Below are 20488 nucleotides of genomic sequence, written 5' to 3' on the forward strand. Positions count from 1 at the left end.
AACAATCGATTATTCGCGAAGAAACACCAGTTAAGCACCCAGTACCTCCGCCAGCGCCCTCTCAATCCTCGCCAGCGTCTTCTCCTTCCCAATCAAATGCGCAATCGTCGTCACCCCCGGCCCGCGTGACTGTCCGCTCAGCGCAAAGCGCAGCAGCGGCATCATCGCACCCGGCTTCACACTCAGCGCCTTCGCTGCCGCTTCCACGGCATCATGCACGCTCTGCTCAGTCCATTCGGCAGCCTGGGCCAGTTGCTCTGCGGCAGCCTTCAGCAGACCCGCGTTCTCAGGCTTCGCCTTGAGCTTCGTCACCACATCCGCTTCGAAAGGATAGTCCTCGCGGAAGAAGTAATGCACCCACTCCGGCAGTTCGGTCAGCAGGCTCACCTTCTCGCGCACGCTGTGCACAGCGGCAGCAGCCATGGCGTCATCGGTCCAAGCCAGCCCCTTGGCGGTGAGGAACGGACGCGCGTGCTTCAGCAACTCTTCCGGGCTCAGCTCACGCAAATACTGCGCGTTGAACCACAGCGCTTTCTTCAAATCAAACTTCGCGTTGCTGCTGTGAATCGCATCCGCATCAAACAACGCCGTCAGCTCCTCGCGCGAAAGCTTCTCACTCTCCGCCTTCGGCGTCCATCCCAGCATGCAAAGGTAGTTGAACACCGCTGCAGGCAGGAAACCCGCGTTCATGTAGCTGTGCTCGATGGCACTGCCTTCATCCCGCTTGCTCATCTTGCTGCCATCCGGATTCAGGATCAGCGGAATGTGCGCATAGGTCGGCGGCGTGGCACCAAAGGCATTGAAAAGATCAATGTGCTTCCAGGTATTCGAAAGATGATCCTCACCACGCAGCACGTGCGTCATGCGCATCTCGATGTCATCCACCACGTTCACAAAGTGGAAGATATAGCTGCCATCCGGGCGGCGGATCGTCATGTCCGGCTCCTCAGTCGGAGCAAAGGTCACATCTCCACACACCAGGTCATGCACCGTGATGGCCGTGCGGCTGAATTTGAATCGCATCGCGCCATCGGCCTCAGCATACACGCGCCCGGCGTCTTCCAGCTTTTTGAAATACGCGTCGTAGATGTCCTTCCGCTGGCTTTGAAAATACGGGCCGCAGTCACCGCCCACTTCCGGGCCTTCGTCCCAGTCCAGCCCCAGCCAGCGCATGCCTTTGATGATGCCCGCAGCCGCTTCCGCCGTGTTGCGTGCGCCGTCCGTGTCTTCCACCCGCAGGATGAAGGTGCCGCCGCTTTTGCGGGCCATGAGCCAGTTGAACAAAGCCGTGCGGGCGCCTCCGACGTGGAGATCACCGGTGGGGGAAGGAGCAAAGCGGACGCGAATGGACATAATTGGAAGGAAGTAGTGCGGGCAATCCTGCCCGCTCAGAACGAGTTAAAACAGGGGGTGGCGACAATAGCCGGAATTCGCCAATTCAAATTTCAAATCTCAAATTTCAAATCTCACAGGACTGATTATGCTCACCGGCATGAAGAAGATCACCCGCATCCTGCTCATCCTGTTCGGTCTCGGCGTGCTGCTCGCCGTGGCGGCCCCTCTGGGCGGCGTCTGGTGGCTACGCCGCTATGTGAACCAAGAGCGCCTCACGCTGGAGACAGAAAAGAACATCAATGCCCGCGTCCAGCTCGATGAAGTCAACCTCTCCATCCTCTCCTGGCCTCCCAGCCTCCGCCTCTCAGGAATCAAAATCGGCCCGCGCGATCAATACGCCGGCACCCCCATCGCAGCCCGCCCACCGATGCAGCATGCGCCTGTGAATATCGAGATGGCCTACCTGGAGCTGGTCCCGGAGGGCCTGTGGAAGCGCCATTTTTATCCGCGCGTCCTTCGCATCATCGGCCTGGATGTGACTGAAACCGTCAGCCCTCAAGACGGCAGCTCTCTGCAAAAGCTCTTCCAGCCACCTCCGGAGAAGCTGGCGCAGACGCAGCAGGAAGAAGTACCTCGCGCCATCCCTGTCCAATCACCGCCCGTGGCCGCCGTCCCTTCGCCCGGACAGCCTGCACCCGCTTTGACCACTCCACCTGTCTCGGAGCAGCCCGCGCCTCCCCCGCCTGAGCCCAGCGCCGAACGTCTCTCCCTGCAGGAAATCAGCATCGAGCAGGCGCACTTCCGCGTCACCAATCAAGGGGTGGATTCACAGTTCAAAGCCGACATCAGCGACTTCAGCCTCGCACTCACGGACATCGACATCGACCCCGCAGACCTCACGGCACACAACCGGCTCCATGTCCGCCTGGCAGCCAAGACCGTGGTGGATGGCGTCGCCAAGATCGGCGGTCAGACCCGGCAGGTGCGCTTTGCCGACATGACCCTCCACGGCGAAGGCGACGTCAATCCCGTGGATCCCGCCACACGCATGTGGTCCCCTGCGGCGGATCTGAACCTCATCATCGATCGCGGTTCCTCCATCGGCGGAAACATGACCATCGGCGAGACCGCCGGCCAGCATCTGGACAAGCTCATGAAGTACGGCATCGACCTCAGCGCCGTCCGCATCGGCGGCATGCTAGCGCAGGACGTCCACGCCCACATCCTCTACCGCGAGCAATCCATGCGCTTCCTGGAAGACACCCAGTTTGCGCTCCCAGACTACGAGTACACCATCAAGCGTGACTCCTGGATGGACTTCGCCAAGGACCAGCAGGGCATGCTCACCCGCCTCTCCTGTGGGGAAGCGATGAAGCAAAGCCTCATGCAGGGCATCGCCAGTCGCGGCATCAACCGCACCATCTCAAAGCTCATCGTAGAGGGCCTCTCCGACAGTCGTGGCCGCCTCACCTTCGACCTCACCATCACCGGCTCACTCTCCCATCCCGAGGTCAAACCCGACCTCCAGGTCAAGCTCGAAAACTTGCTAGGCAATGACATCGAAGACAAAGCCAAGGACCTCATCAACACCTTCAAGGGCCTCAAAGGCTTGTTCAAATAACCTCGCGCCGCATGTGCGCGTGTTTGGCTCTCGGGTGGTTGATAGCTACTTCGAAAGCTTTTGCCGAGTCGAGGCAACTAGAGCGGTTTATTTAATAACGTAACCTGCGCAACGGTGAAAACGCCAAGGGCATGTGGCGAGGGCGCCAGCAAAGTGGTCCGCACCTCGCGAAGCGCGCCGAAGGCAATCCTCTGTGCGGTGTCTGGGCAGTCTTACTTGCTGAAAACCACACCGACGTCCCTGTAGACCACTTTCTGTGGTGAACGCCCCCAGCTAACCTCACCAGGATGGCGGAGCCATCCCAGCCTGTAGCGAGGGGTTGAGCGCAGCGACACCCCTCGTCCCGGTCAAACGTCCACATCCATTTTCTCGCATCGCGTAGCGATGCCAGCGCTTAACCTGCCAACCTTGCGCCATGCTGAATGCTCATTGGCTCCCGCGTCGGGTAAAAAGGTCGCGAATCCATTCGCTACAACCATCCTGGCAAAGCCCCCTGTTCCATTGGTATTTAAGACATCTTCACCGACTAAATCATCCCGCTAAATTGCGGCGCGAATGGCTTGGCAAGCCAGCACACGCCGCTTAGTATCGCCCCTTATGAGCAATAAATCTTATGGATGCCTGATCGCCCTGCTGCTGCTCGGACTCATCGTGAGTCTCGGCCTGAATGTGGGCCAGTTCCTCGGCAAGCTGGACCTTGATGTTGGCGCTGACGCCAGCTTTTCAACCGCACGGCCCAAGCGCCATCTGCATGAATCCACCGTCGAGTCCCCCAAGCAGTCCTCGCGCGACAAAATCGTCCACATCGACCTCGAAGGTGTCATCTCCTCCATGACCATGAGCGGGCTTTTTGCCGAAGCCATGCCCAGTGTGGAGTCGCTCAAAAACTCACTGGAGCAGGCCGTGGCGGACACCAACGTGAAAGCCATCGTTCTGCGCGTGAACTCCCCCGGTGGCGAGGTCACCGCCTCAGACATCATCTACAATGCGGTCAAGAAAGCCGCCAAAGTGAAGCCTGTGGTCGTCTACATGGATTCGATGGCGGCCTCCGGCGGCTACTACGTGGCCTGCGGCGCCACCAAAATCGTGGCCAGCGAAACCACCCTGACCGCCAGCATCGGCGTGATCATTGAGACCATGAACTACAGCGAGCTGTTTGGCAAAGTGGGCCTGTCGATGACCGCCTTCACCAGCGGCGCCTTCAAGGACTCGCTCAGCGGCGCACGCCCCATGCGTGAAGATGAAAAGGCCTACGTGCAGAATCTGGTGATGCAGATGTACGACCGTTTCCTCGGCATCGTGTCCGAGGCACGCGGCGTGCCGAAAGAGCAGCTCAAGAGCACCGTGGCCGACGGCCGCGTGGTGACAGGTCGTGAAGCCCTCGCCGCCAAACTGGTGGATCAAATCGGCTATGTGGAGGACGCCTACGCTCTGGCTCGCACCCTCGGCAAAGCCGCCGATGCAGGCGTCGTGAAGTATCGTCATGATGTCAGTTTCTTTGACGTGTTCGGCGCGGCCTCAGCCAAAGCGGGTGCTCAACCTGCCAAGGTTCAGCTGGATCTGAGCAGCGGCCTGCTGCCGAAGCTGCTGCCAGGCGTTCCCTATTACCTGCCCCCGAGCTTCGCCCACTGATCATGCTGGATGTGCATTCATTCGGGGTCCTGCACGATCTGTCCGTCTTTGTCAGCATCGCCACCGCTCTGGCGGTGATCAGTTACTGGCTGCTTCGGCACGCACGTCCCGAAGTCTCCTGGAACCACGAAGGGTCCGTGCTCTCTCGCCCCTATGGTGCCCCAGATCTGCTGGTGCTGGCCGGGATAGGGCTGCTTTTCATCCTCTCCATGCAGCCCCATGAGTCGGGCCAGTCCGGAGGAGATACGGTCAACGACGGCAGCCTGGTCCTCGGCATGGTGTTCCATCTCACCGTCTGCGCAGGACTTCTGCTCTACCTCTTTCAGGTGCGCGGCCTGAATCCAGCCGAACTCTTTGGCCTGCAGAATCTGCACTGGCGCTCGCTGGCAGTGACGATGGGAATTTTCACCATCATCATCTTGATCTCCGTGAATGTGGTATCGGCCATTACGGTGACCTGGCTGCAGAACTTCTGGACCGACCTCGAGCCTCAGGAAACCGTCAAAGCCTTCCAGAAATCAGACGGCATCGGCTTCAAATTCCTCGTGATCTTCCTGGCCGTGGTGATCGCACCCCTCGCAGAGGAGACCCTCTTTCGCGGGTTCGTTTATGGCGTGCTCAAACGCTACACCGATGCCCCATTCGCAGCACTGAGTTCATCCCTGATGTTTGCCGTCATCCACATGCACGTCGGCAGCCTCCTTCCCCTGTGGATGCTCGCAGTCCTCTTCTGCCTCGCCTACGAAATCACCGGCTGCCTCCTGGTGCCGATGCTCCTTCACTCCATCTTCAATGCCGTGAGCATCATCGCCATGCTGTTTGTGGACAAGACCTAGAAAACTGATGCTGGATTCTGGCATCAGGGATCGAAAATCTAGCCTGAATGGCACACGGTTAAGGCAGCTTTTCGTTGGTTCACAATGCCAGTAACTCTGCGTTTTTTTGGCCGTTCAGCTCTCTTCCAGCACTCCACCCTCGCGCCCACACCAGCCCCAACGGGGCTGCGTAATTCAGCCCAGGGTCAGCCGAGCCTCAGCGAGGCGACCCTGGGTATGCCAATACACGACCGGGAAGCAAACCCAACGCCTTCGCTACACGCCCCGCTCGCCAGCAGCGTCTGCAATGAGCCCCGCCGCAGTAGCAGAGTGTGCTACAGCTCCAAAACTCACGATCAATGTCCTTAACCGAGTGCCATTCAGATCTAGGCCTCTAGCTACCAGCTCACATCACCATCCCACCATCCACGGCCAGCACCTGGCCCGTGATATACCGGGCCGCTGGGCTGGCGAGGAAGAGAACGGCTTCAGCAATGTCTTCACCTGCCCCAAGATCACCGAGCGGGATCTTCTTCAAAATCTCACCCTTCACCGCATCATTGAGCACATGCGTCATGTCCGTGGCGATGAACCCAGGGCAGATGCAGTTCGCCGTAACGCCACGACCAGCAAACTCGCGCGCCAGGGACTTCGTGAAACCGATGAGGCCCGCCTTGCTCGCCGCGTAGTTCGCCTGACCCGCATTGCCGATCAAGCCGATCACAGAACTGATGTTGATGATGCGCGCGCCTTTTTGCTTCAGGATGCTGCGCTGAAACGCCTTCACCATGTTGAAAGCGCCCTTCAAATTGGTGTCCAGCACCACGTCCCAGTCTTCCTCGCTCATGCGCAGCAGCAGACCATCCTTGGTGACACCGGCATTGTTCACCAGAATGTCCACGTGATCGTAGTCTGCCAGGATCTGCTTGCCCACATCGGCGCAGGCCGCCCCATCGGCCACATCCAGCGCATAAGCCTTCGCAGCATCGGGATAATTGGCGTTGATGGCATCCGCAGCGCTTTGCGCATTGGCCAGTGTACGGCTGACGACGGCCACTTTCGCGCCCTCGGCGGCGAAGGTTTCGGCGATGGCTTTGCCAATGCCGCGTCCGGCACCGGTGACGACTGCGATTTTATCTTGAAGTTTACCCATGCCTTCATCCATGAACGGCATGCTTCAGCGTGCAAGAAGAAGGTGCATCGACACCCCGCATGCGTAGGGTTCTGCATTGCCGATGAGTGACGATGCGCCGCCAGCCGACAAACCTATCCCTGTAAAAAAAACCGTCTCACTGGGCGGGCTTTGTGATGCCATCGTCTTTTTGGCCCTCCCCTGCACCTGGCTCGGCAGCCTGGGCCGCTATGGCTGGGTTTTCGATCTCCTTTCACACTTCCGGCTCCAGTACGTGATCGTCTGCGCCCTCGCGCTGATCTACGCGCTGATTCGTCGTCGCACCTGGCTGGTGCTCATCTCCCTGATCTCCCTGCTCTGGAACGCCCAAATAATTGAAGCCTTCCACCAAACGGCCGAGGTGGCAGATACGCCCCATGAGAAAGCCCTGCGCGTCATGACCTTCAATGTCCTGACGGAAAACAAAAACCAGACCTCAGCCGTCAGCCATGTGATGCAGACAGACGCAGACATCGTCTGCCTGCTGGAGGTCGATGACTCCTGGCGCGCCTCCTTGGAGCCGCTTCGCATCAAATACCCGCATCACGTGGAAGAGCTGAGCGACGTCCATTTCGGCATCGCCTGCTACACGCGGCTGCCCCTGAAAAGCTCCGAAGTTCGCCGCTTCTCCATCTGGCGACTGCCCGCTGTCTTGCTCAATCTCGATCACCTTGGCAGACCTCTCACCTTCATCGGCACCCATGCCATCCCGCCGACAAGTGGCCAGCGGGCGCATGAATGGCGCGAGCAGTTGTCAGGCATCGCCACCCTCGTCGCAGGCCTCACCGGCGAAGTCATTGTGGCCGGCGACCTCAATGCCACGCCGTGGTGCGAGGGCATGCGCCTGCTGCGTGAAAAAGGCGGACTGGACTTCCGTTCCATCGATCCCGTCTGGCCACCCACCTGGGGCCTAAACCTGCCCATGATGATCCCCATCGACCACGTCCTCACCAAACGCGGCCTGACCATCCAAAAGCGCACCCTCGGCCCCGAAACAGGCTCCGACCACCGCTCCGTAACGGTGGAAATCAACCACAGCACGCCCTAGCTCTACGCCAGCACCGCCTTCACCGGACTGTGCTCCTCCACCCCCGTGAGCCGCTGGTCCAGTCCCTGGAATTTGAAGCTGAACTTGCGGTGATCGATCCCCATCAAATGCAGAATCGTCGCGTTGAGATCATTGATGTGCACCGCGTCTTTGACCACGTTGTAGCTGAAGTCATCGGTCTCACCGTATTCGATGCCGCCTTTCACCCCACCACCGGCCATCCACATGGTGAAGCAGCGCGGATGATGGTCGCGCCCATAGTTCTCCTTGGTTAGCGTCCCCTGTGAATAGACCGTACGCCCAAACTCTCCGCCCCAAACCACCAGCGTGTCCTGCAGCAGCCCGCGTTGTTTCAAATCCATGATCAACGCCGCACAAGCCCTCTCGGTGTCCTCCACCTGGCCACGCAGCAGCTTCGGCAGATTGCTGTGCTGATCCCATCCGCGATGCAGAATCTGCACCACACGCGTGCCACGCTCGATGAGCCTGCGTGCCATGATCGCGCTGTGCGTGAAACTTCCGCTGCGGTTCACATCGTCCCCATACATCTCCAGCGTCGCCTTGCTCTCCTTGCTCAGATCCGTCAGCTCCGGCACACTCGTCTGCATGCGGAAAGCCATCTCATACTGGGCGATGCGCGTCTGGATCTCCGGATCCCCAATGCGGTCATGATTGATCGTATTGAGCCTGTTCAGCGCGTCGAGCATCGTCCGCCTGTCACTGCCATCCACCCCCGGCGGGTTCTTCACATACAGCACCGGATCCCCCTGCCCTCGCAGCGCCACACCCGTGTACTTCGTGGGCAGGAAACCACTGCTCCACATGCGCGTAAACAAAGCCTGCGCCTGACTCGCCGCAGGGAAGGTCGGCGTAAACACCACGAACGACGGCAGATCATTGCTCTCGCTGCCCAGCCCATACCCCAGCCACGAGCCAATGCTCGGCTTGCCCGGCACCTCGCTGCCCGTCATGACAAACGTGCAGGCCGGGTCATGATTGATCGCGCTGGTGTGCACGCTTTTGATCACCGCGATCTCATCCACAATCTTCGCCGTGTGCGGCAGCAACTCGCTCACAAACCGCCCGCACTGCCCGTGCTGCGTAAACTTGAACATGCTCGGCGCCACCGGAAACCGCGCCTGCCCGCTCGTCATCGTCGTGATGCGTTGCCCGTTGCGGATGCTGTCCGGCAAATCCTTGTCAAAATGCTGCTGTAGCTGCGGCTTGTGATCCCACAGATCCAGCTGCGACGGCGCACCATTCATGTGCAAGTAGATCAGCCGCTTGGCCTTCGGCGCAAAATGCGGCAGCCCGGGCAGCGCCGGTTGCACCAGGCTGGATGCCCCGCTCGCAAACTGCTCACCCATCATGCCCGCCAGCGCCACGCCACCCAGGCGCAAGCCGGTCTGGCCAAAAAACTGCCGGCGGGTCTGGCTGCGGTGATATTCAAGGAAAGGATCCATACGCAAAGAACGCAGGAAGAAGGCACAGGCTTGCGCCAGACCGAAAAATGAAAAACCTCCCTTCAGCTCACCGAAACAGTTTCTTCTCCACCACCGGCCCGTTCACCACCACACGACGCTTCGCAAAATCCAAAATCATGATCGCATCCGGCTTCGCCCCCTTGATGTGCTGCTGCCCGGACTGCACCGTCGGGTCCCCCTCCAGCACCACCTCCGAAGATGAACTGCGAAAATGAATCCGCTGCGCGATGCCGAAGAACGTGCCGTCCTTTGTGATGACGGTGATCTTGCTCCACTTGTCCGCACGCGCAAGGCGCGGCCACATCTGCTTGTCCGCCTTCACATAAACAAGGTCCGCCCCCTGCAGCAGCACAAAGGGAAATTCATTCACCGCCAGCTGACGCCGCGTGTCATCGATCGATCCCAGCTTGTCATCCGAAGTGGATCCCGCCGCAATCGCCAGCAGCGAAGTCACCATCCCCATCAGATCCCCCGCCTTGCCCGTCAGCCCCGAGCTCGGTCTCTTGGCCTTCGGCGATCCCTTCGGCAGCTCCTCATCTCGAATAAAAAGACTGCGCGGGATCGCTTTGCCCCCCTGCACTTCCAGCATGGGTCCCGGAAGGGCTGCCCACTGCTTGAGATCCGGAAATGGCAGGTAGTCCAGCGGCTCCGAGGTCAGCGGTTTCGACACACTGTGCATGGCTCTGTAGGCAAACGAGCCCACGTGCATTTTGCAGGAGGTAAGTGAAAAAAGGCAGATGCTGAGCGCCGGCACCACGCGCCGAAAGCGTTTCCGAATCATACTTCTAGGCTGCCGTTCCGGCGCAGATGCGCAAGTCTGGATTGCTTCATCCTGCAATTGAGCACCATTTTGCACGGCAAGATGCCTCACTGGCCCGTCGTTCCCATCCGCCCATGATCCGCCGCCTTCTTCTCTCGCTGCTCGCCCTGCCCTGCCTGCTCTCCGCCGCCGATGCACCGCCAAACATCGTCATGATCATTTCGGACGATCATTTGTACAGCGACTACGGCTTCATGGGCCACAAGATCATCCAGACGCCAAATCTGGACCGGCTCGCCGCAGAAAGCCTCACCTTCACCCGTGGCTACGTCCCCTGCAGCCTCTGCTGCCCCAGCCTCGCCTCGCTGATCACCGGCCTCTATCCCCATCAGCATAAAGTCACCAGCAACGATCCTCCTATCCCCGTCGGCATGAAGCCGCGCGAGTTTCAAACCAGCCCGCAGTTTGACGCCGGTCGCGAAGTAATCAGCAAGCACCTCGAAGAAGCCGGCACGCTGCCCACCATGCTCAAGCAGAAAGGCTACCTCAGCCTGCAAACCGGCAAATGGTGGCAGAAGAGCTACGAGCGCGGCGGCTTCACCCATGGCATGACCCACGGCGGCCGCCATGGAGATGCCGGCCTCGACATCGGCCGCAAGACCATGCAGCCCATCTATGATTTCATCAGCGAAGCCAAAAAGCAGCAAAAACCCTTCTTCGTCTGGTATGCCCCCATGATGCCTCACGATCCCCACACGCCGCCAAAGCGCCTGCTGGAAAAATACAAGGACAAAGCCCCCAGCGAGCACGTGGCCAAATACTGGGCCATGGTGGATTGGTTCGACGAAACCTGCGGCGAACTCATCAAGCACATCGACGACAATGGCATGACGGAAAACACCATCTTCCTCTACCTCAGCGACAACGGCTGGATCACCAACCCCAAGACCGGCCGCTACGCGGAAAAATCAAAACAAAGCCAGTACGACGGCGGCCTGCGCACCCCCATCATGATCCGCTGGCCCGGCCACGTGCAGCCAAAAATGTCCGAAGACCTCGCACAATCCATCGATCTCGTACCCACCCTTCTCAAGGCCGTCGGCATCGCCCCCACCAAGAGCTTCCCCGGCATCGACCTTCTCGACACCTCCGCCGTCAGCGCCCGCAAAACACTCTATGGCGAATGCTTCACCCACAACTTCGTGGATCTCAATGTCCCCGCCGCCAGCCTGCGCTGGCGCTGGATCATCAACGGCTTCGACAAGCTCATCATCCCCGACAAAACCAACCAGCCAAACGATGTCCTGGAATTTTACGATCTAAAAGCAGATCCCACCGAAGAGAAAAACCTCGCAGCCGAAAACGCAGACAAAGTCAAATCACTGAGCACAAAGCTGGACGCATGGTGGAAGCCATGAAGTACGACAGACACTCCTGTCTGTCGGCCAGCGCCCTCGCCATCCCTCAGCAGCCACACGTTACTGCTCCGGCCCCGTCCCGCTTTGCATTCATTCCGGCATCCACAGACCAAAGTGTCCGTAATGCTCACGTGAAATAACCTCTCGCTCCCCTTCCGCGAATCGACAAATTCACGGGCTCCCCTGACCGCCGAGTTGGCAGTCCCGGCCGTCCCCATGCCCACTCGTTTCTACCCACCTCCCGGCACGACTCCACCCATCGAGTCAGACACCGAATTCCTGACCGCATTCAGAGATCACGAATTCGACCAGCACTATCCCGAGCACATTCGCGAACAATCCGCCTGCCACTGGACCCCCATGGATGTCTGCCAGATGGCCGCGCAAATGCTCGTCGAGAAGCCCGGCACCCGCGTGCTGGACATCGGCTGCGGCCCTGGAAAATTCTGCGCCGTTGGTGCCACCACCACCCTCGGCCACTTCACCGGCGTGGAGCAGCGCAGCCGGCTCGTCAAAGCCGCACGCGAGCTCCTGGAGCGCCTCCGCATCACGCGCGCTGAGATCGTTCACGGCAATATCACCACCATCTCCTTTGCCGCCTTCGATGCCTTCTATCTCTTCAATCCCTTCGAAGAAAACATCCTCCCCATGCTGCGCATCGACCACGATGTGGAAATGGAGTCACGCCTCTACGACGACTACACCCTGCACGTGCAGCAGCAGCTTGAGCTAAAACCCCTCGGCACCCGCATCGTCACCTACTACGGCAGCTGCGCCGAAGTCCCCGAATGCTACACCTGCATCAAAACAGCCTACGACGGCACCTTGAAGCTCTGGCTAAAGACACGCTCACACCTCGAAGACGCAGAAGAAGATGCGCCACCAGACCCCTGTCGCTTTCCACACCTCATTTAGGCGCGCTTAAAATCATTTAGTGTCATCATATCCAAGGCGGCCAAAGCAGTTCTCCCTCTCCCCGCCCCTGAACCACGACGAAAACACATACTTCTCGTGGGGGAGAGGGCCAGGGTGAGGGGCCAAAGAAGATCCTTCGCCAGCTTGGGATTCAGGCTTCAATAGCGCTACTCATCCTAACAAACCCCTCAACACGCCGTCACACACGGAACCCCACCCACCTCATCCGGCTCCGCATACTTCCGTACCCCAGCGCCCCCACCACGCCGAAACACCAGCGCCACCAGCGACAGCGTAGCCAAAGAACTCAGCGGCATCAAAATCGCAGCCAGCAGCGGACTCAGATGCCCCATCAGTCCCACGATCACCGTGACAATATTATAGGTCACTGAAAACCCAAAGACCGCATGCACCGCACGACGATGCGTGGCGGCGATGTCCAGCAGGCTGCTCATGAAGCGCATGCTGTGTCCCAGGAAATAGAAGTCCGCCTTGTGCTCCAAAAAGCTGCGTCCCGTCACCGGACTGCCAGCACATGATGCCGCATCAAACGCCAGACTGTCATTCGCACCATCACCGATGTAGAGCGTGCCCTGCGGCTCATGGCCGGAGATCCACGCCGCCTTTTCATCCGGCGTCAGGCTGTGCTGCCATTGCTCCGGCTGAAGATGCAGCTGCTGGGCGATCGCCGCCACCTTGGCCTCGCGGTCACCACTGAGGATGCTCACCCGCAGCCCACGTGCCTGCAGCGCTTCCACCTGCGCCAGAGATTCAGCGCGCAGCGCATCACGAAAACGGAAGGCGCAGAGCGTCACACCATCCCGTGTGAAGATCGCATCTGCAGACGCATCCTGCGGTCGTGAGATCGCCCACACCGCGCCTGCATGCTCGCAGCGCAGCCCCTGTCCGGGCTCCTCCCACACTTCAGCTTCAAATCCTTCACCATGCATGCCGCCCAGTGCATCAAACAGGCTGCGGCTCACCGGGTGCAGATTGCCGCTGGTCAGGTGGCGCAGCATCTGGCGGGATTGGTCATCCAGTTCATCCAGCATCGCAGGATTCATCAGCATCGGGTTCTCCAGCGTGAGCGTCCCCGTTTTATCAAACACCACCTGACGCAGCCGCGTGAGCTTCTTCCACAGCCCCAACGTGCGCACAAAGACTCCCTGGTCGGCCGCGCGGCTTGCAGCGATGTCATCCGCCAGCGGTGCCGCTACGCCGAGGGCACATGGGCAGGAAACAACGAACACGGAAATCATCACCTGCAGCCCACGCGCCCATTCACCCGTGTGCCACCACCACCAAAGTCCACCGACCACACCCGCGAGCACCACCACCACCAAATATCCACGCAGCAGTTTTTCCAGTCGCAGATCCCGGTGCTCCCCACCACGGCGTGCATCCAGCAGCTTGTGCAGTGTCGATTCACTCCAAGATTCCAAAGCCACCGCATTCAGCGTGCGTGTGCCCGCGTTCAGCGCACCTGAAGGCAGAAGCTGGCCGCTGCTCCGCGTGCAGGAGTCGCTCTCTCCGCTGATCCACTCCAGGCTGATGCTCGCATGCTCATCCGTCAGTTTCGCTGCCACCGGCACCGCCTGCCCGGGCTTCACGGTGAAGGTCGCGCCCGCTTGCAGTGACTCCAGCATCTCTGCCTCAGGGATGGAGGGATCACGCAGCAGCCTGCGGCGGTTTCTCGCCACCGCCATCTGCTGTACCAGCCTGCCGCCCAGCATCAGGAAAATGAACATCGCCACAAAGTCGAAGTACTTCAGCCCCGGCTCACCACTCATCCAGCCAATGAGCGACCCCACATAAGCCGCCAGAATGCCAAGCGTGATCGGCGTATCGATGTGCAGCACCCCAGCACGCAGCGCATGCCAAGCACGCTGCGCGAAGTAGCTTCCACCCACCAGCAGCGACAGCGTGGCCGATGCCGCCGCCACCAGGTCAAACCAATGCGCAAAGGGAAAGTCCGCCGGCATGCCAAAGTACGCAGGCAGGGAGAACGCCATCGCATTCATCGCAAAGGCGCCGCACACACCGGTGCGGCGCTCCAAGCCGTTGTCACGGGTTTGCCCACCATCGGCACGCTGCATGCCCAGCAGATAGCCAAAGCGCTGCAGCTCTCGCGCAAACTCCACCGGCTGAAATTTTCCCGGCTGCCACGCCATGCGCAGTTCACCACTGGAGATGTCCACATTGATTTGCGTGCCACCCAGTTTGGCAAACACCCGTTCAATAAGCCAGATGCAGGCCATGCAGGAGAGACCCTGCACAGACACGCTCAGCTCAGCAGCCACATCCTCGCTTACCCGTGTGCCCTCTGCAGCCAGCGTGGCGGCTTCCAGCCACCCATAGTCCTGCTGCCGCATGGCCTGCGCAGGAACGGGCGGCAGGTTCAGCCCGGACTTGAGATCATAAAAATGTTCCAGTCCATTTTGCTGCAGCATGTCATGCACAGAGTGGCAGCCCGCGCAGCAAAAGCCGTCGCTGCGGGTGTTGGGGACCGGTGTCCCGCAGTGCTTGCAGGTCGTGTTCATAAGCTTCAAAAAAATCAGTTCATCGCATGGCAGCAGCTCGCAGCCTCACTGCTTTCAAAGTCCAGCGTATCCCGCAGCCGCCACGCAAGCACGACCGCCGTCACCAGCGCCAGCCCCCGTTGCACCTTCCGCATCGTCGCAGGCTGCAGCCGCCCGCCCAGCAAATGAAGCTGCGTCTGCGCCAAAAACAGCAGCGGCAGCGTGCCCAGACCAAAGGCCACCGCAAATCCAGAACCCTTCATGGCGCTGCCATTCGCCGAGGCCAGCGCCAGCATCATGTACAGCGGCCCGCAGGGCAGCAGCGGCGTGGCCAGCCCGAGAAGCGCGGCACGCCAGGTGCTCTTCATCTTAAACGCCGCCGTCTGCACCCGGCGCAGCCCGGCGGAGAGAAAACGCGGCTTGGGCAGCCAGGCATCCAGCCCCAGTCCCACACAGGCAAAGGCCAGCACCAGCAGCCATGGCAGCACCATGCCCGCCCCATGTTGGAAAAAAGCCAGCGGCACCGCCCCTATCGCTCCAGCGATAGCGCCCGCTGCGCCATAGGAAATCATGCGCCCGGTGTGGTACAACGCCGTGCTGCGCATGAAGCCGCCACCTTTCGGCCCGATAGCCCACGAACACGACAGCGGCCCGCACATGCCCACGCAGTGGACGCTGGTGACAATGCCCGCCACGAAGGCTGCGGCGCTGGTGTCGATCTGCATCATGCCGGTATCAGATGCTTGAGCGGCACGATCTCCGGTTGATTGTTGAGTGCGATGTAAAACAGCACGCTCCACGCGCTGAGAAGCACCACAAAGGCCAGCACCACCCACAGCCACGGCCGGCTGGCGATGCAGCCCAGGGTTTCACTTTTGGAGATATTGTCCGGGGTCAAGGTAGTCATTGGATTTCAGGGTTGGGTCAGGTCCGGTAAACTCGAAAGGCTTGGTGCGGTAGATCTTGCCGTCCTTCGTGTCGGTGATGACGATGCTGAGCTTGAAGGGGGCTTTGAAGTCTTTCTCCGGCAGCGTGATCATCAGCGGTTTCAGTTCATCTCCCTGCGCGGCGATGGTGATCGGCGCGTCCGCACCTGCGGCGGCCAGTCCAGCGGGCAGTCCGCCATCCAGCGCCAGCGTGAAGGTGCGCGGCTCATTGCGCTTGTTGATGAGACGCACGAGGAACTGGTTCCGCACGGTGTTGTTCGTCACATAATACGGCGAGCCCTGCATGCGCAGCACATTGGCGCGCATCGGCTCGATCCGGCTCGCCGAGAACGCAAACACAGCCACCCCGAGAAACAGCAGCCCGGTATACAGAATAATGCGCGGGCGGATGAAGCGCGTTTTGCCACCGTTAAAACCGACGAGGGAGGAGTAGCGCACCAGCCCGGGTTTCCGCCCCAGCTTCGTCATGATCGTGTCGCAGGCGTCCACACATGCCGCGCAGCCGATGCACTCAAGCTGCAGTCCGTTGCGGATGTCGATGCCCGTGGGGCACACCTGCACGCAGCGCAGGCAGTTCACACAGTCTCCCGCTCCCACTGTGCCCGCCTTGCCGCGTGGCTCGCCGCGCTTTTTGTCGTAGCCCACATTGATCGTGTGATCATCCACCAGCGCGGACTGCATGCGGCCATACGGGCACATGATCACGCAAAACTGCTCACGAAACCAGCTGAACGCCCCATACAAGCCGGCGGTGAGAAACATCACCACCCCAAAGGCGATCATGTGCGCCTGTGGCGAGTGATGCATCATTTCATACAGCTTCTCCAGCGAGACAAAGTAGCTCAAGAAGATGTGCGCAATGATCAGCGAAGAGAGGATGTACAGCGCATGTTTGACCACACGTTTGGCGATCTTTCCCGCCGTCCACGGTGCCGCGTCCAGCTTGCGCCGCGCCGAGGCATCGCCATCCACCAGCCGCTCAATGCGGCGGTAGATGTGCTCCAGAAACACCGTGTAAGGGCAGGTCCACCCGCACCACACGCGCCCAAACAGCGCGGTGATATAAAACAGCGAGAACCCCAGACCCGTCACGAGGAAGAAGCCCACCCACAGATCCTGCACCGCCAGCGTCAGGCCCATGAAGTGAAAGCGGCGGTTCAGCACGTCCAGAAACACCGCCGGGAATCCGTTCACCGGAATCCACGGCAGCGCCACATAGATGATCAGCAGCAGCAGCGCCACCAGGCGCCTGCCCCGCGTGAATTTGCCGGACACATCGGCCGGGTGCAGTGTCTTCTTGCTGCCATCTTCATTGATGGACCCAAGAGAAACGAGGTTCAGGGGGTTAAGGGGCATATGGGGGCCTGGCGGCTATTTGGCAGCAGGCGGTGGGATGACGGCGGCGGGTGCAGCGGTGGCTGCTGCTGCCGGCGCGGCAGGGGCGGCTCCCGGTGCGGCTGCTGGTGAATCTGCGGCGCGCGTGATCGGCTCGCCTTCTTTGTGATGACTCAGGACAAACGCCACCACTTCACTCACACGCTTCATGCCCAGCACCAGCTCCCATGCGGCCATGCCTTTGGTGATGTCGGGCGAGCCTTTGCGGACGATCTTGAAGATCTCCGTCGGCTTGCCGCCATGCTTCCATTCCTGGTCGTTCAATGGCAGGCCCGGCAGTTTGACTCCGGCAAGTGTCCCGCTGAGATCAGGCCCGTGGCAGGTGACGCACATGCCCGGTGTCATGAAGGTGGCCTTGCCGGCCTCCACGGCGGCGGGATCACGTGAGAGCGCCCATAGCTGCTCGTCACTGATGGATTCCATCTGCTTGTCACGTGCCGTCTGCATCTCGGCCATCGCCTTGTCGATCACGACCGTGTCACTGCTGCCCAGGCCAAGCTGATAGTAGCACAGCCAGTGGACCACAAACCACGCGATGGCGATGTAGAGGGTGAACAACCACCAGTTCGGCAGTTTCTGGTCATACTCCTGAATGCCGTCGTAGATGTGGTCGCGAAGTTGGGGCTCGTTGTTGGGGGATGGCTTCTTGGGGTCCATGGCAGGGAGAGAGTTATTCAAGTGGCAGACGTGACATGTGCTCGGCCTTGTCTTTGCGCAGCAGCATGCCGCGAAGGGTCATGATGCCGAAAACGAGCACGGTGGTGGCGAAGGAGATGACAGGCACGACGAGGTGCCAGTTTTCGTAAATGATGCGCTTGTACATGGGCTGCTTGGGAGGGGCGTGGGGTTACTCTGCGCCGTTGGCTCGGCGGCCGTTGTCAGGAATGATCGGGGCGAGCGGGAATGGCACTCCCTGTCCTTTTTTCGCGAGCGCTTCCTCCACCGCTGGCTGCTCAAACTGGCCGAGCTTCTGCAGGTAGGCGATCACCGCCACCATCTCGCTGTCGGGCCGCACCACGATGTTCGACTTCTTCAGCTCCGTGGCGATCTTCACGCCCTGCTCAAGCGCCTTCATCTTGATCTCCGTGCCATCCATCGGCGGATAAGGCACGCCCAGACGGCGCAGCACGGCGATCTTTGCGGGCAGTGCTTTTTGATCAAACGGCTTCGTGTTCAGGTGCGCATACGGCGGCATGTTGGACTGCGGGGACATCGAGCGCGGGTCCATCAGATGCTCGTAGTGCCAGGAGTCCGGACGCTGGCCGCCTTCACGTGCCAGATCGGGCCCCGTGCGCTTGGAACCCCACTGGAACGGATGATCATAGATGCTCTCACCGAGGCGGGAATAGTCACCGTAGCGCATCACATCCGGCACTAGCGTGCGGATCATCTGCGAGTGGCAGTTGTAGCAGCCTTCGCTCACATAGATGTCGCGGCCTGCGAGTTCCAGCGGCTCATAGAGCTTCTGGATGCGGTCTTCCACGTTCTTCGCGCTGTTCACCGTCACAGTCGGGATGATCTGGATCAGACCACCGATGACCACGGCCACAAACGTCAGCACCGTGAAGGGCAGGTAATTGTGCAGCAGGCTCTCATACCAGAGCGCCCATGTGTGGCTTGTCTTCTGGAAGCGGCGCACCGCCAGGAAACCGAAGATGATTGCACAGACAAGGGAGGCGATGTCAGCGCCCGGAGGGAGAAAGATCCAGCCGAAGACCAGCAGCATCGCGCCAAAGGTGCAGGCCGTGGGGTCGTTGAAGAAGGTTTCCTTCATGCCCATCGTGTCTGTTTGGCCACGCTGGAGCACCGCCACCTCACGCACCTCGTTCACCGGCTTGCCGCTGCGGATGGTCTTCCACAGATTGATGCACATCACGATCCAACCCAGAAGGAACATGCCGCCGCCGATGATGCGCAGCCCCATGAGCGGGCGGATCGCCTGCAGCGTGTCCAGGAAGGTGTTCTTCACAGCCAGCCCGTCAGCAGTGACCTGATTCAGCATCAACCCCTGCATCACGCCGCTGATCCACATCGCCACCACGTAGAGCAGGATGCCCAGCGTGCCGATCCAGAAGTGGAAGTTCGCCAGGCTGATGGAATACAGCTTGGTGCCCCACAGGCGCGGTGCCAGCCAGTAGAAGAGGCCTGCCGCCATGAAGCCGTTCCAGCCGAGCGCCCCGCTGTGCACGTGCCCGATGGTCCAGTCGGAGTAATGGGAGAGCGAATTCACCGCACGAATGGAAAGCAGCGGTCCTTCAAAGGTGGACATGCCGTAGAAGGTCACACCGGCGATGAAGAACTTGATCACCGGATCAGTGCGCAGCTTGTCCCAGGCTCCGCGCAGCGTGAGCAGGCCGTTGAGCATGCCGCCCCAGCTCGGTGCCCACAGCATCAGGCTGAAGAACATGCCCAGCATCTGCAGCCACTTGGGCAGCGCCGTGTTCAGCAGATGATGCGGACCTGCCCAGATGTAGAGGAAAACCAGCGACCAGAAATGCACGATCGACAGACGGTAGGAGTACACCGGACGCTCTGCCGCTTTCGGCAGGAAGTAATACATGATGCCGAGGATCGGCGTCGTCAGGAAGAAGGCCACGGCGTTGTGCCCGTACCACCACTGCACCAGACCGTCCTGCACACCACCAAAGATGCCGTAGCTGTGCGTCCAGCTCGTGGGGATGGAGAGATGGTTCACGATGTAGAGCATCGCCACCGTCACGATCGTGGCGATGTAGAACCACAGTGCCACGTAGAGACTGGGCTCATTGCGCTTGTGCAGCGTCAGGAAGAAGTTCACCGCAAACACCACCCAGATCACCGCCACGGCGATGTTGATCGGCCAGATCAGTTCGGCGTATTCCTTGCCGCGTGAAAGGCCCAGCGGCAGCGTGATCGCCGCCGCCACGATGATGAGCTGCCAGCCCCAGAAGTGGATGGCGCTCAGCGTGTCATTGCCCATGCGACACTTGCACAGCCGCTGCGTGGAGTAGTAGATGCCTGCGAACATCATGTTGCCCACGAACGCAAAAATCGCCGCATTGGTGTGCAGCGGACGCAGGCGGCCGAAGGTCAGCCATTCAGCGAGGTTGAGCTGGTGGAAGTTAAGCTGGCTGGCGATGAACACGCCTGCGAGCATGGCAACGACGCCGAAGATGATCGAGGCCAGCATAAACTGGCGGACGACTTTGTCGTTGAATTCAATGGGTACTTTGGAGGCTGCGGTGCTAGTCATGGGAAAGGGATTGTGTGGAAAGTGTTGCAGGCACGGTCACGCGAGTGCCCTCAGGTTCGTCGAGTGGCAGCAGCGCATCTTGTTCGAGGCTGCCCCTCCGTCTTTGCCCCCGCTCGGCCAGATACAGGGCCGCAAAAAGGACGGCGAACATCAGGCTGACGAAGATGGTGACTGCGAATACTTCCATAAGGGGCTG

Annotated in this window: 18 protein-coding genes; 6 read left to right on the forward strand and 12 right to left on the reverse strand. The window is 60.2% G+C overall.

The annotated features are described in order from the left end of the window. Nucleotides 1-30: 30 nt before the first annotated feature. Complete coding sequence (locus AC3RLQ_RS09615; protein ID WP_493036557.1) at nucleotides 31-1353, reverse strand: glutamate--tRNA ligase; 1323 nt, start codon at nucleotides 1351-1353, stop codon at nucleotides 31-33. Nucleotides 1354-1492: 139 nt separating this feature from the next. Between AC3RLQ_RS09615 and AC3RLQ_RS09620 the strand changes: the two genes are divergently transcribed. The 3 genes from AC3RLQ_RS09620 to AC3RLQ_RS09630 all read left to right on the forward strand — a co-directional run bounded on the left by AC3RLQ_RS09620 (nucleotide 1493) and on the right by AC3RLQ_RS09630 (nucleotide 5424). Beyond that, nucleotides 1493-2956, forward strand: coding sequence for an AsmA family protein (locus tag AC3RLQ_RS09620; RefSeq protein ID WP_493036559.1), 1464 nt, complete (start codon nucleotides 1493-1495; stop codon nucleotides 2954-2956). Nucleotides 2957-3553: 597 nt separating this feature from the next. Continuing rightward, complete coding sequence (sppA, locus tag AC3RLQ_RS09625; protein WP_493036561.1) at nucleotides 3554-4588, forward strand: signal peptide peptidase SppA; 1035 nt, start codon at nucleotides 3554-3556, stop codon at nucleotides 4586-4588. Nucleotides 4589-4590: 2 nt separating this feature from the next. Continuing rightward, nucleotides 4591-5424 (forward strand): CPBP family intramembrane glutamic endopeptidase, encoded by an 834-nt coding sequence (locus tag AC3RLQ_RS09630; RefSeq protein WP_493036563.1) that lies wholly within the window; start codon nucleotides 4591-4593, stop codon nucleotides 5422-5424. Nucleotides 5425-5809: 385 nt separating this feature from the next. Here the strand turns inward: AC3RLQ_RS09630 and fabG are convergent, their stop codons facing one another. Continuing rightward, nucleotides 5810-6577 (reverse strand): 3-oxoacyl-[acyl-carrier-protein] reductase, encoded by a 768-nt coding sequence (gene fabG / locus AC3RLQ_RS09635; protein ID WP_493036565.1) that lies wholly within the window; start codon nucleotides 6575-6577, stop codon nucleotides 5810-5812. Nucleotides 6578-6638: 61 nt separating this feature from the next. Here fabG and AC3RLQ_RS09640 point away from each other — a divergent pair, with 61 nt between their 5' ends. Next, nucleotides 6639-7622, forward strand: coding sequence for an endonuclease/exonuclease/phosphatase family protein (locus tag AC3RLQ_RS09640; protein WP_493036567.1), 984 nt, complete (start codon nucleotides 6639-6641; stop codon nucleotides 7620-7622). Nucleotides 7623-7624: 2 nt separating this feature from the next. Here AC3RLQ_RS09640 and AC3RLQ_RS09645 read toward each other — a convergent pair whose 3' ends face one another. Together AC3RLQ_RS09645 and AC3RLQ_RS09650 are read right to left on the reverse strand one after the other, a co-directional pair. Further along, the gene (locus tag AC3RLQ_RS09645) at nucleotides 7625-9085 is read right to left on the reverse strand and encodes a DUF1501 domain-containing protein (protein WP_493036569.1); all 1461 of its coding nucleotides are present in this window, start codon (nucleotides 9083-9085) and stop codon (nucleotides 7625-7627) included. A 67-nt stretch (nucleotides 9086-9152) separates the two neighbouring features. Then, nucleotides 9153-9785, reverse strand: coding sequence for a hypothetical protein (locus AC3RLQ_RS09650; protein WP_493036571.1), 633 nt, complete (start codon nucleotides 9783-9785; stop codon nucleotides 9153-9155). A 215-nt stretch (nucleotides 9786-10000) separates the two neighbouring features. On the opposite strand from AC3RLQ_RS09650, the gene AC3RLQ_RS09655 reads away from it, so the two are divergent. Both AC3RLQ_RS09655 and AC3RLQ_RS09660 read left to right on the forward strand, forming a co-directional pair. Beyond that, complete coding sequence (locus AC3RLQ_RS09655) at nucleotides 10001-11284, forward strand: sulfatase family protein (RefSeq protein ID WP_493036573.1); 1284 nt, start codon at nucleotides 10001-10003, stop codon at nucleotides 11282-11284. A gap of 216 nt (nucleotides 11285-11500) precedes the next feature. Beyond that, nucleotides 11501-12199 (forward strand): class I SAM-dependent methyltransferase, encoded by a 699-nt coding sequence (locus AC3RLQ_RS09660; protein ID WP_493036575.1) that lies wholly within the window; start codon nucleotides 11501-11503, stop codon nucleotides 12197-12199. 188 nt (nucleotides 12200-12387) lie between these two features. Here AC3RLQ_RS09660 and AC3RLQ_RS09665 read toward each other — a convergent pair whose 3' ends face one another. Genes AC3RLQ_RS09665 through AC3RLQ_RS09700 form a run of 8 tightly spaced genes read right to left on the reverse strand, consistent with a single transcriptional unit; the run spans nucleotide 12388 to nucleotide 20479 of the window. Then, nucleotides 12388-14739 (reverse strand): heavy metal translocating P-type ATPase metal-binding domain-containing protein, encoded by a 2352-nt coding sequence (locus AC3RLQ_RS09665; protein WP_493036577.1) that lies wholly within the window; start codon nucleotides 14737-14739, stop codon nucleotides 12388-12390. A 14-nt stretch (nucleotides 14740-14753) separates the two neighbouring features. Beyond that, entirely contained in the window at nucleotides 14754-15446 is a 693-nt protein-coding gene (locus AC3RLQ_RS09670; RefSeq protein WP_493036579.1) for a sulfite exporter TauE/SafE family protein, read from the reverse strand. Beyond that, nucleotides 15443-15625: a hypothetical protein gene (locus AC3RLQ_RS09675; RefSeq protein ID WP_493036581.1), complete on the reverse strand. Its 183-nt coding sequence runs from the start codon at nucleotides 15623-15625 to the stop codon at nucleotides 15443-15445. Before AC3RLQ_RS09675 ends, AC3RLQ_RS09670 begins: the two co-directional genes overlap by 4 nt. After that, nucleotides 15588-17021, reverse strand: coding sequence for a cytochrome c oxidase accessory protein CcoG (gene ccoG, locus AC3RLQ_RS09680; protein WP_493036583.1), 1434 nt, complete (start codon nucleotides 17019-17021; stop codon nucleotides 15588-15590). Before ccoG ends, AC3RLQ_RS09675 begins: the two co-directional genes overlap by 38 nt. A 15-nt stretch (nucleotides 17022-17036) precedes the next feature. Then, a complete protein-coding gene (locus AC3RLQ_RS09685; RefSeq protein WP_493036585.1) occupies nucleotides 17037-17738 on the reverse strand; it encodes a cbb3-type cytochrome c oxidase N-terminal domain-containing protein in 702 nt (233 codons plus the stop codon). After that, complete coding sequence (locus AC3RLQ_RS09690; RefSeq protein ID WP_300931642.1) at nucleotides 17731-17883, reverse strand: hypothetical protein; 153 nt, start codon at nucleotides 17881-17883, stop codon at nucleotides 17731-17733. The genes AC3RLQ_RS09685 and AC3RLQ_RS09690 overlap by 8 nt, the downstream gene beginning before the upstream one ends. A gap of 24 nt (nucleotides 17884-17907) precedes the next feature. Then, nucleotides 17908-20292: a cytochrome-c oxidase, cbb3-type subunit I gene (gene ccoN / locus AC3RLQ_RS09695; protein ID WP_493036587.1), complete on the reverse strand. Its 2385-nt coding sequence runs from the start codon at nucleotides 20290-20292 to the stop codon at nucleotides 17908-17910. Then, a complete protein-coding gene (locus tag AC3RLQ_RS09700; RefSeq protein WP_493036589.1) occupies nucleotides 20285-20479 on the reverse strand; it encodes a hypothetical protein in 195 nt (64 codons plus the stop codon). The genes ccoN and AC3RLQ_RS09700 overlap by 8 nt, the downstream gene beginning before the upstream one ends. Nucleotides 20480-20488 lie beyond the last annotated feature (9 nt).

The sequence above is a fragment of the Prosthecobacter sp. GW821-HT29F12 genome, from assembly GCF_058803405.1.

What these genes read in the sequence shown, in the direction of transcription:
- AC3RLQ_RS09615 (WP_493036557.1), bottom strand. Translation starts at nt 1,353, where the DNA reads ATGTCCATTCGCGTCCGCTTTGCTCCTTCCCCCACCGGTGATCTCCAC.
- AC3RLQ_RS09620 (WP_493036559.1), top strand. Translation starts at nt 1,493, where the DNA reads ATGAAGAAGATCACCCGCATCCTGCTCATCCTGTTCGGTCTCGGCGTG.
- sppA (WP_493036561.1), top strand. Translation starts at nt 3,554, where the DNA reads ATGAGCAATAAATCTTATGGATGCCTGATCGCCCTGCTGCTGCTCGGA.
- AC3RLQ_RS09630 (WP_493036563.1), top strand. Translation starts at nt 4,591, where the DNA reads ATGCTGGATGTGCATTCATTCGGGGTCCTGCACGATCTGTCCGTCTTT.
- fabG (WP_493036565.1), bottom strand. Translation starts at nt 6,577, where the DNA reads ATGCCGTTCATGGATGAAGGCATGGGTAAACTTCAAGATAAAATCGCA.
- AC3RLQ_RS09640 (WP_493036567.1), top strand. Translation starts at nt 6,639, where the DNA reads ATGAGTGACGATGCGCCGCCAGCCGACAAACCTATCCCTGTAAAAAAA.
- AC3RLQ_RS09645 (WP_493036569.1), bottom strand. Translation starts at nt 9,085, where the DNA reads ATGGATCCTTTCCTTGAATATCACCGCAGCCAGACCCGCCGGCAGTTT.
- AC3RLQ_RS09650 (WP_493036571.1), bottom strand. Translation starts at nt 9,785, where the DNA reads ATGCACAGTGTGTCGAAACCGCTGACCTCGGAGCCGCTGGACTACCTG.
- AC3RLQ_RS09655 (WP_493036573.1), top strand. Translation starts at nt 10,001, where the DNA reads ATGATCCGCCGCCTTCTTCTCTCGCTGCTCGCCCTGCCCTGCCTGCTC.
- AC3RLQ_RS09660 (WP_493036575.1), top strand. Translation starts at nt 11,501, where the DNA reads ATGCCCACTCGTTTCTACCCACCTCCCGGCACGACTCCACCCATCGAG.
- AC3RLQ_RS09665 (WP_493036577.1), bottom strand. Translation starts at nt 14,739, where the DNA reads ATGAACACGACCTGCAAGCACTGCGGGACACCGGTCCCCAACACCCGC.
- AC3RLQ_RS09670 (WP_493036579.1), bottom strand. Translation starts at nt 15,446, where the DNA reads ATGATGCAGATCGACACCAGCGCCGCAGCCTTCGTGGCGGGCATTGTC.
- AC3RLQ_RS09675 (WP_493036581.1), bottom strand. Translation starts at nt 15,625, where the DNA reads ATGACTACCTTGACCCCGGACAATATCTCCAAAAGTGAAACCCTGGGC.
- ccoG (WP_493036583.1), bottom strand. Translation starts at nt 17,021, where the DNA reads ATGCCCCTTAACCCCCTGAACCTCGTTTCTCTTGGGTCCATCAATGAA.
- AC3RLQ_RS09690 (WP_300931642.1), bottom strand. Translation starts at nt 17,883, where the DNA reads ATGTACAAGCGCATCATTTACGAAAACTGGCACCTCGTCGTGCCTGTC.
- ccoN (WP_493036587.1), bottom strand. Translation starts at nt 20,292, where the DNA reads ATGACTAGCACCGCAGCCTCCAAAGTACCCATTGAATTCAACGACAAA.
- AC3RLQ_RS09700 (WP_493036589.1), bottom strand. Translation starts at nt 20,479, where the DNA reads ATGGAAGTATTCGCAGTCACCATCTTCGTCAGCCTGATGTTCGCCGTC.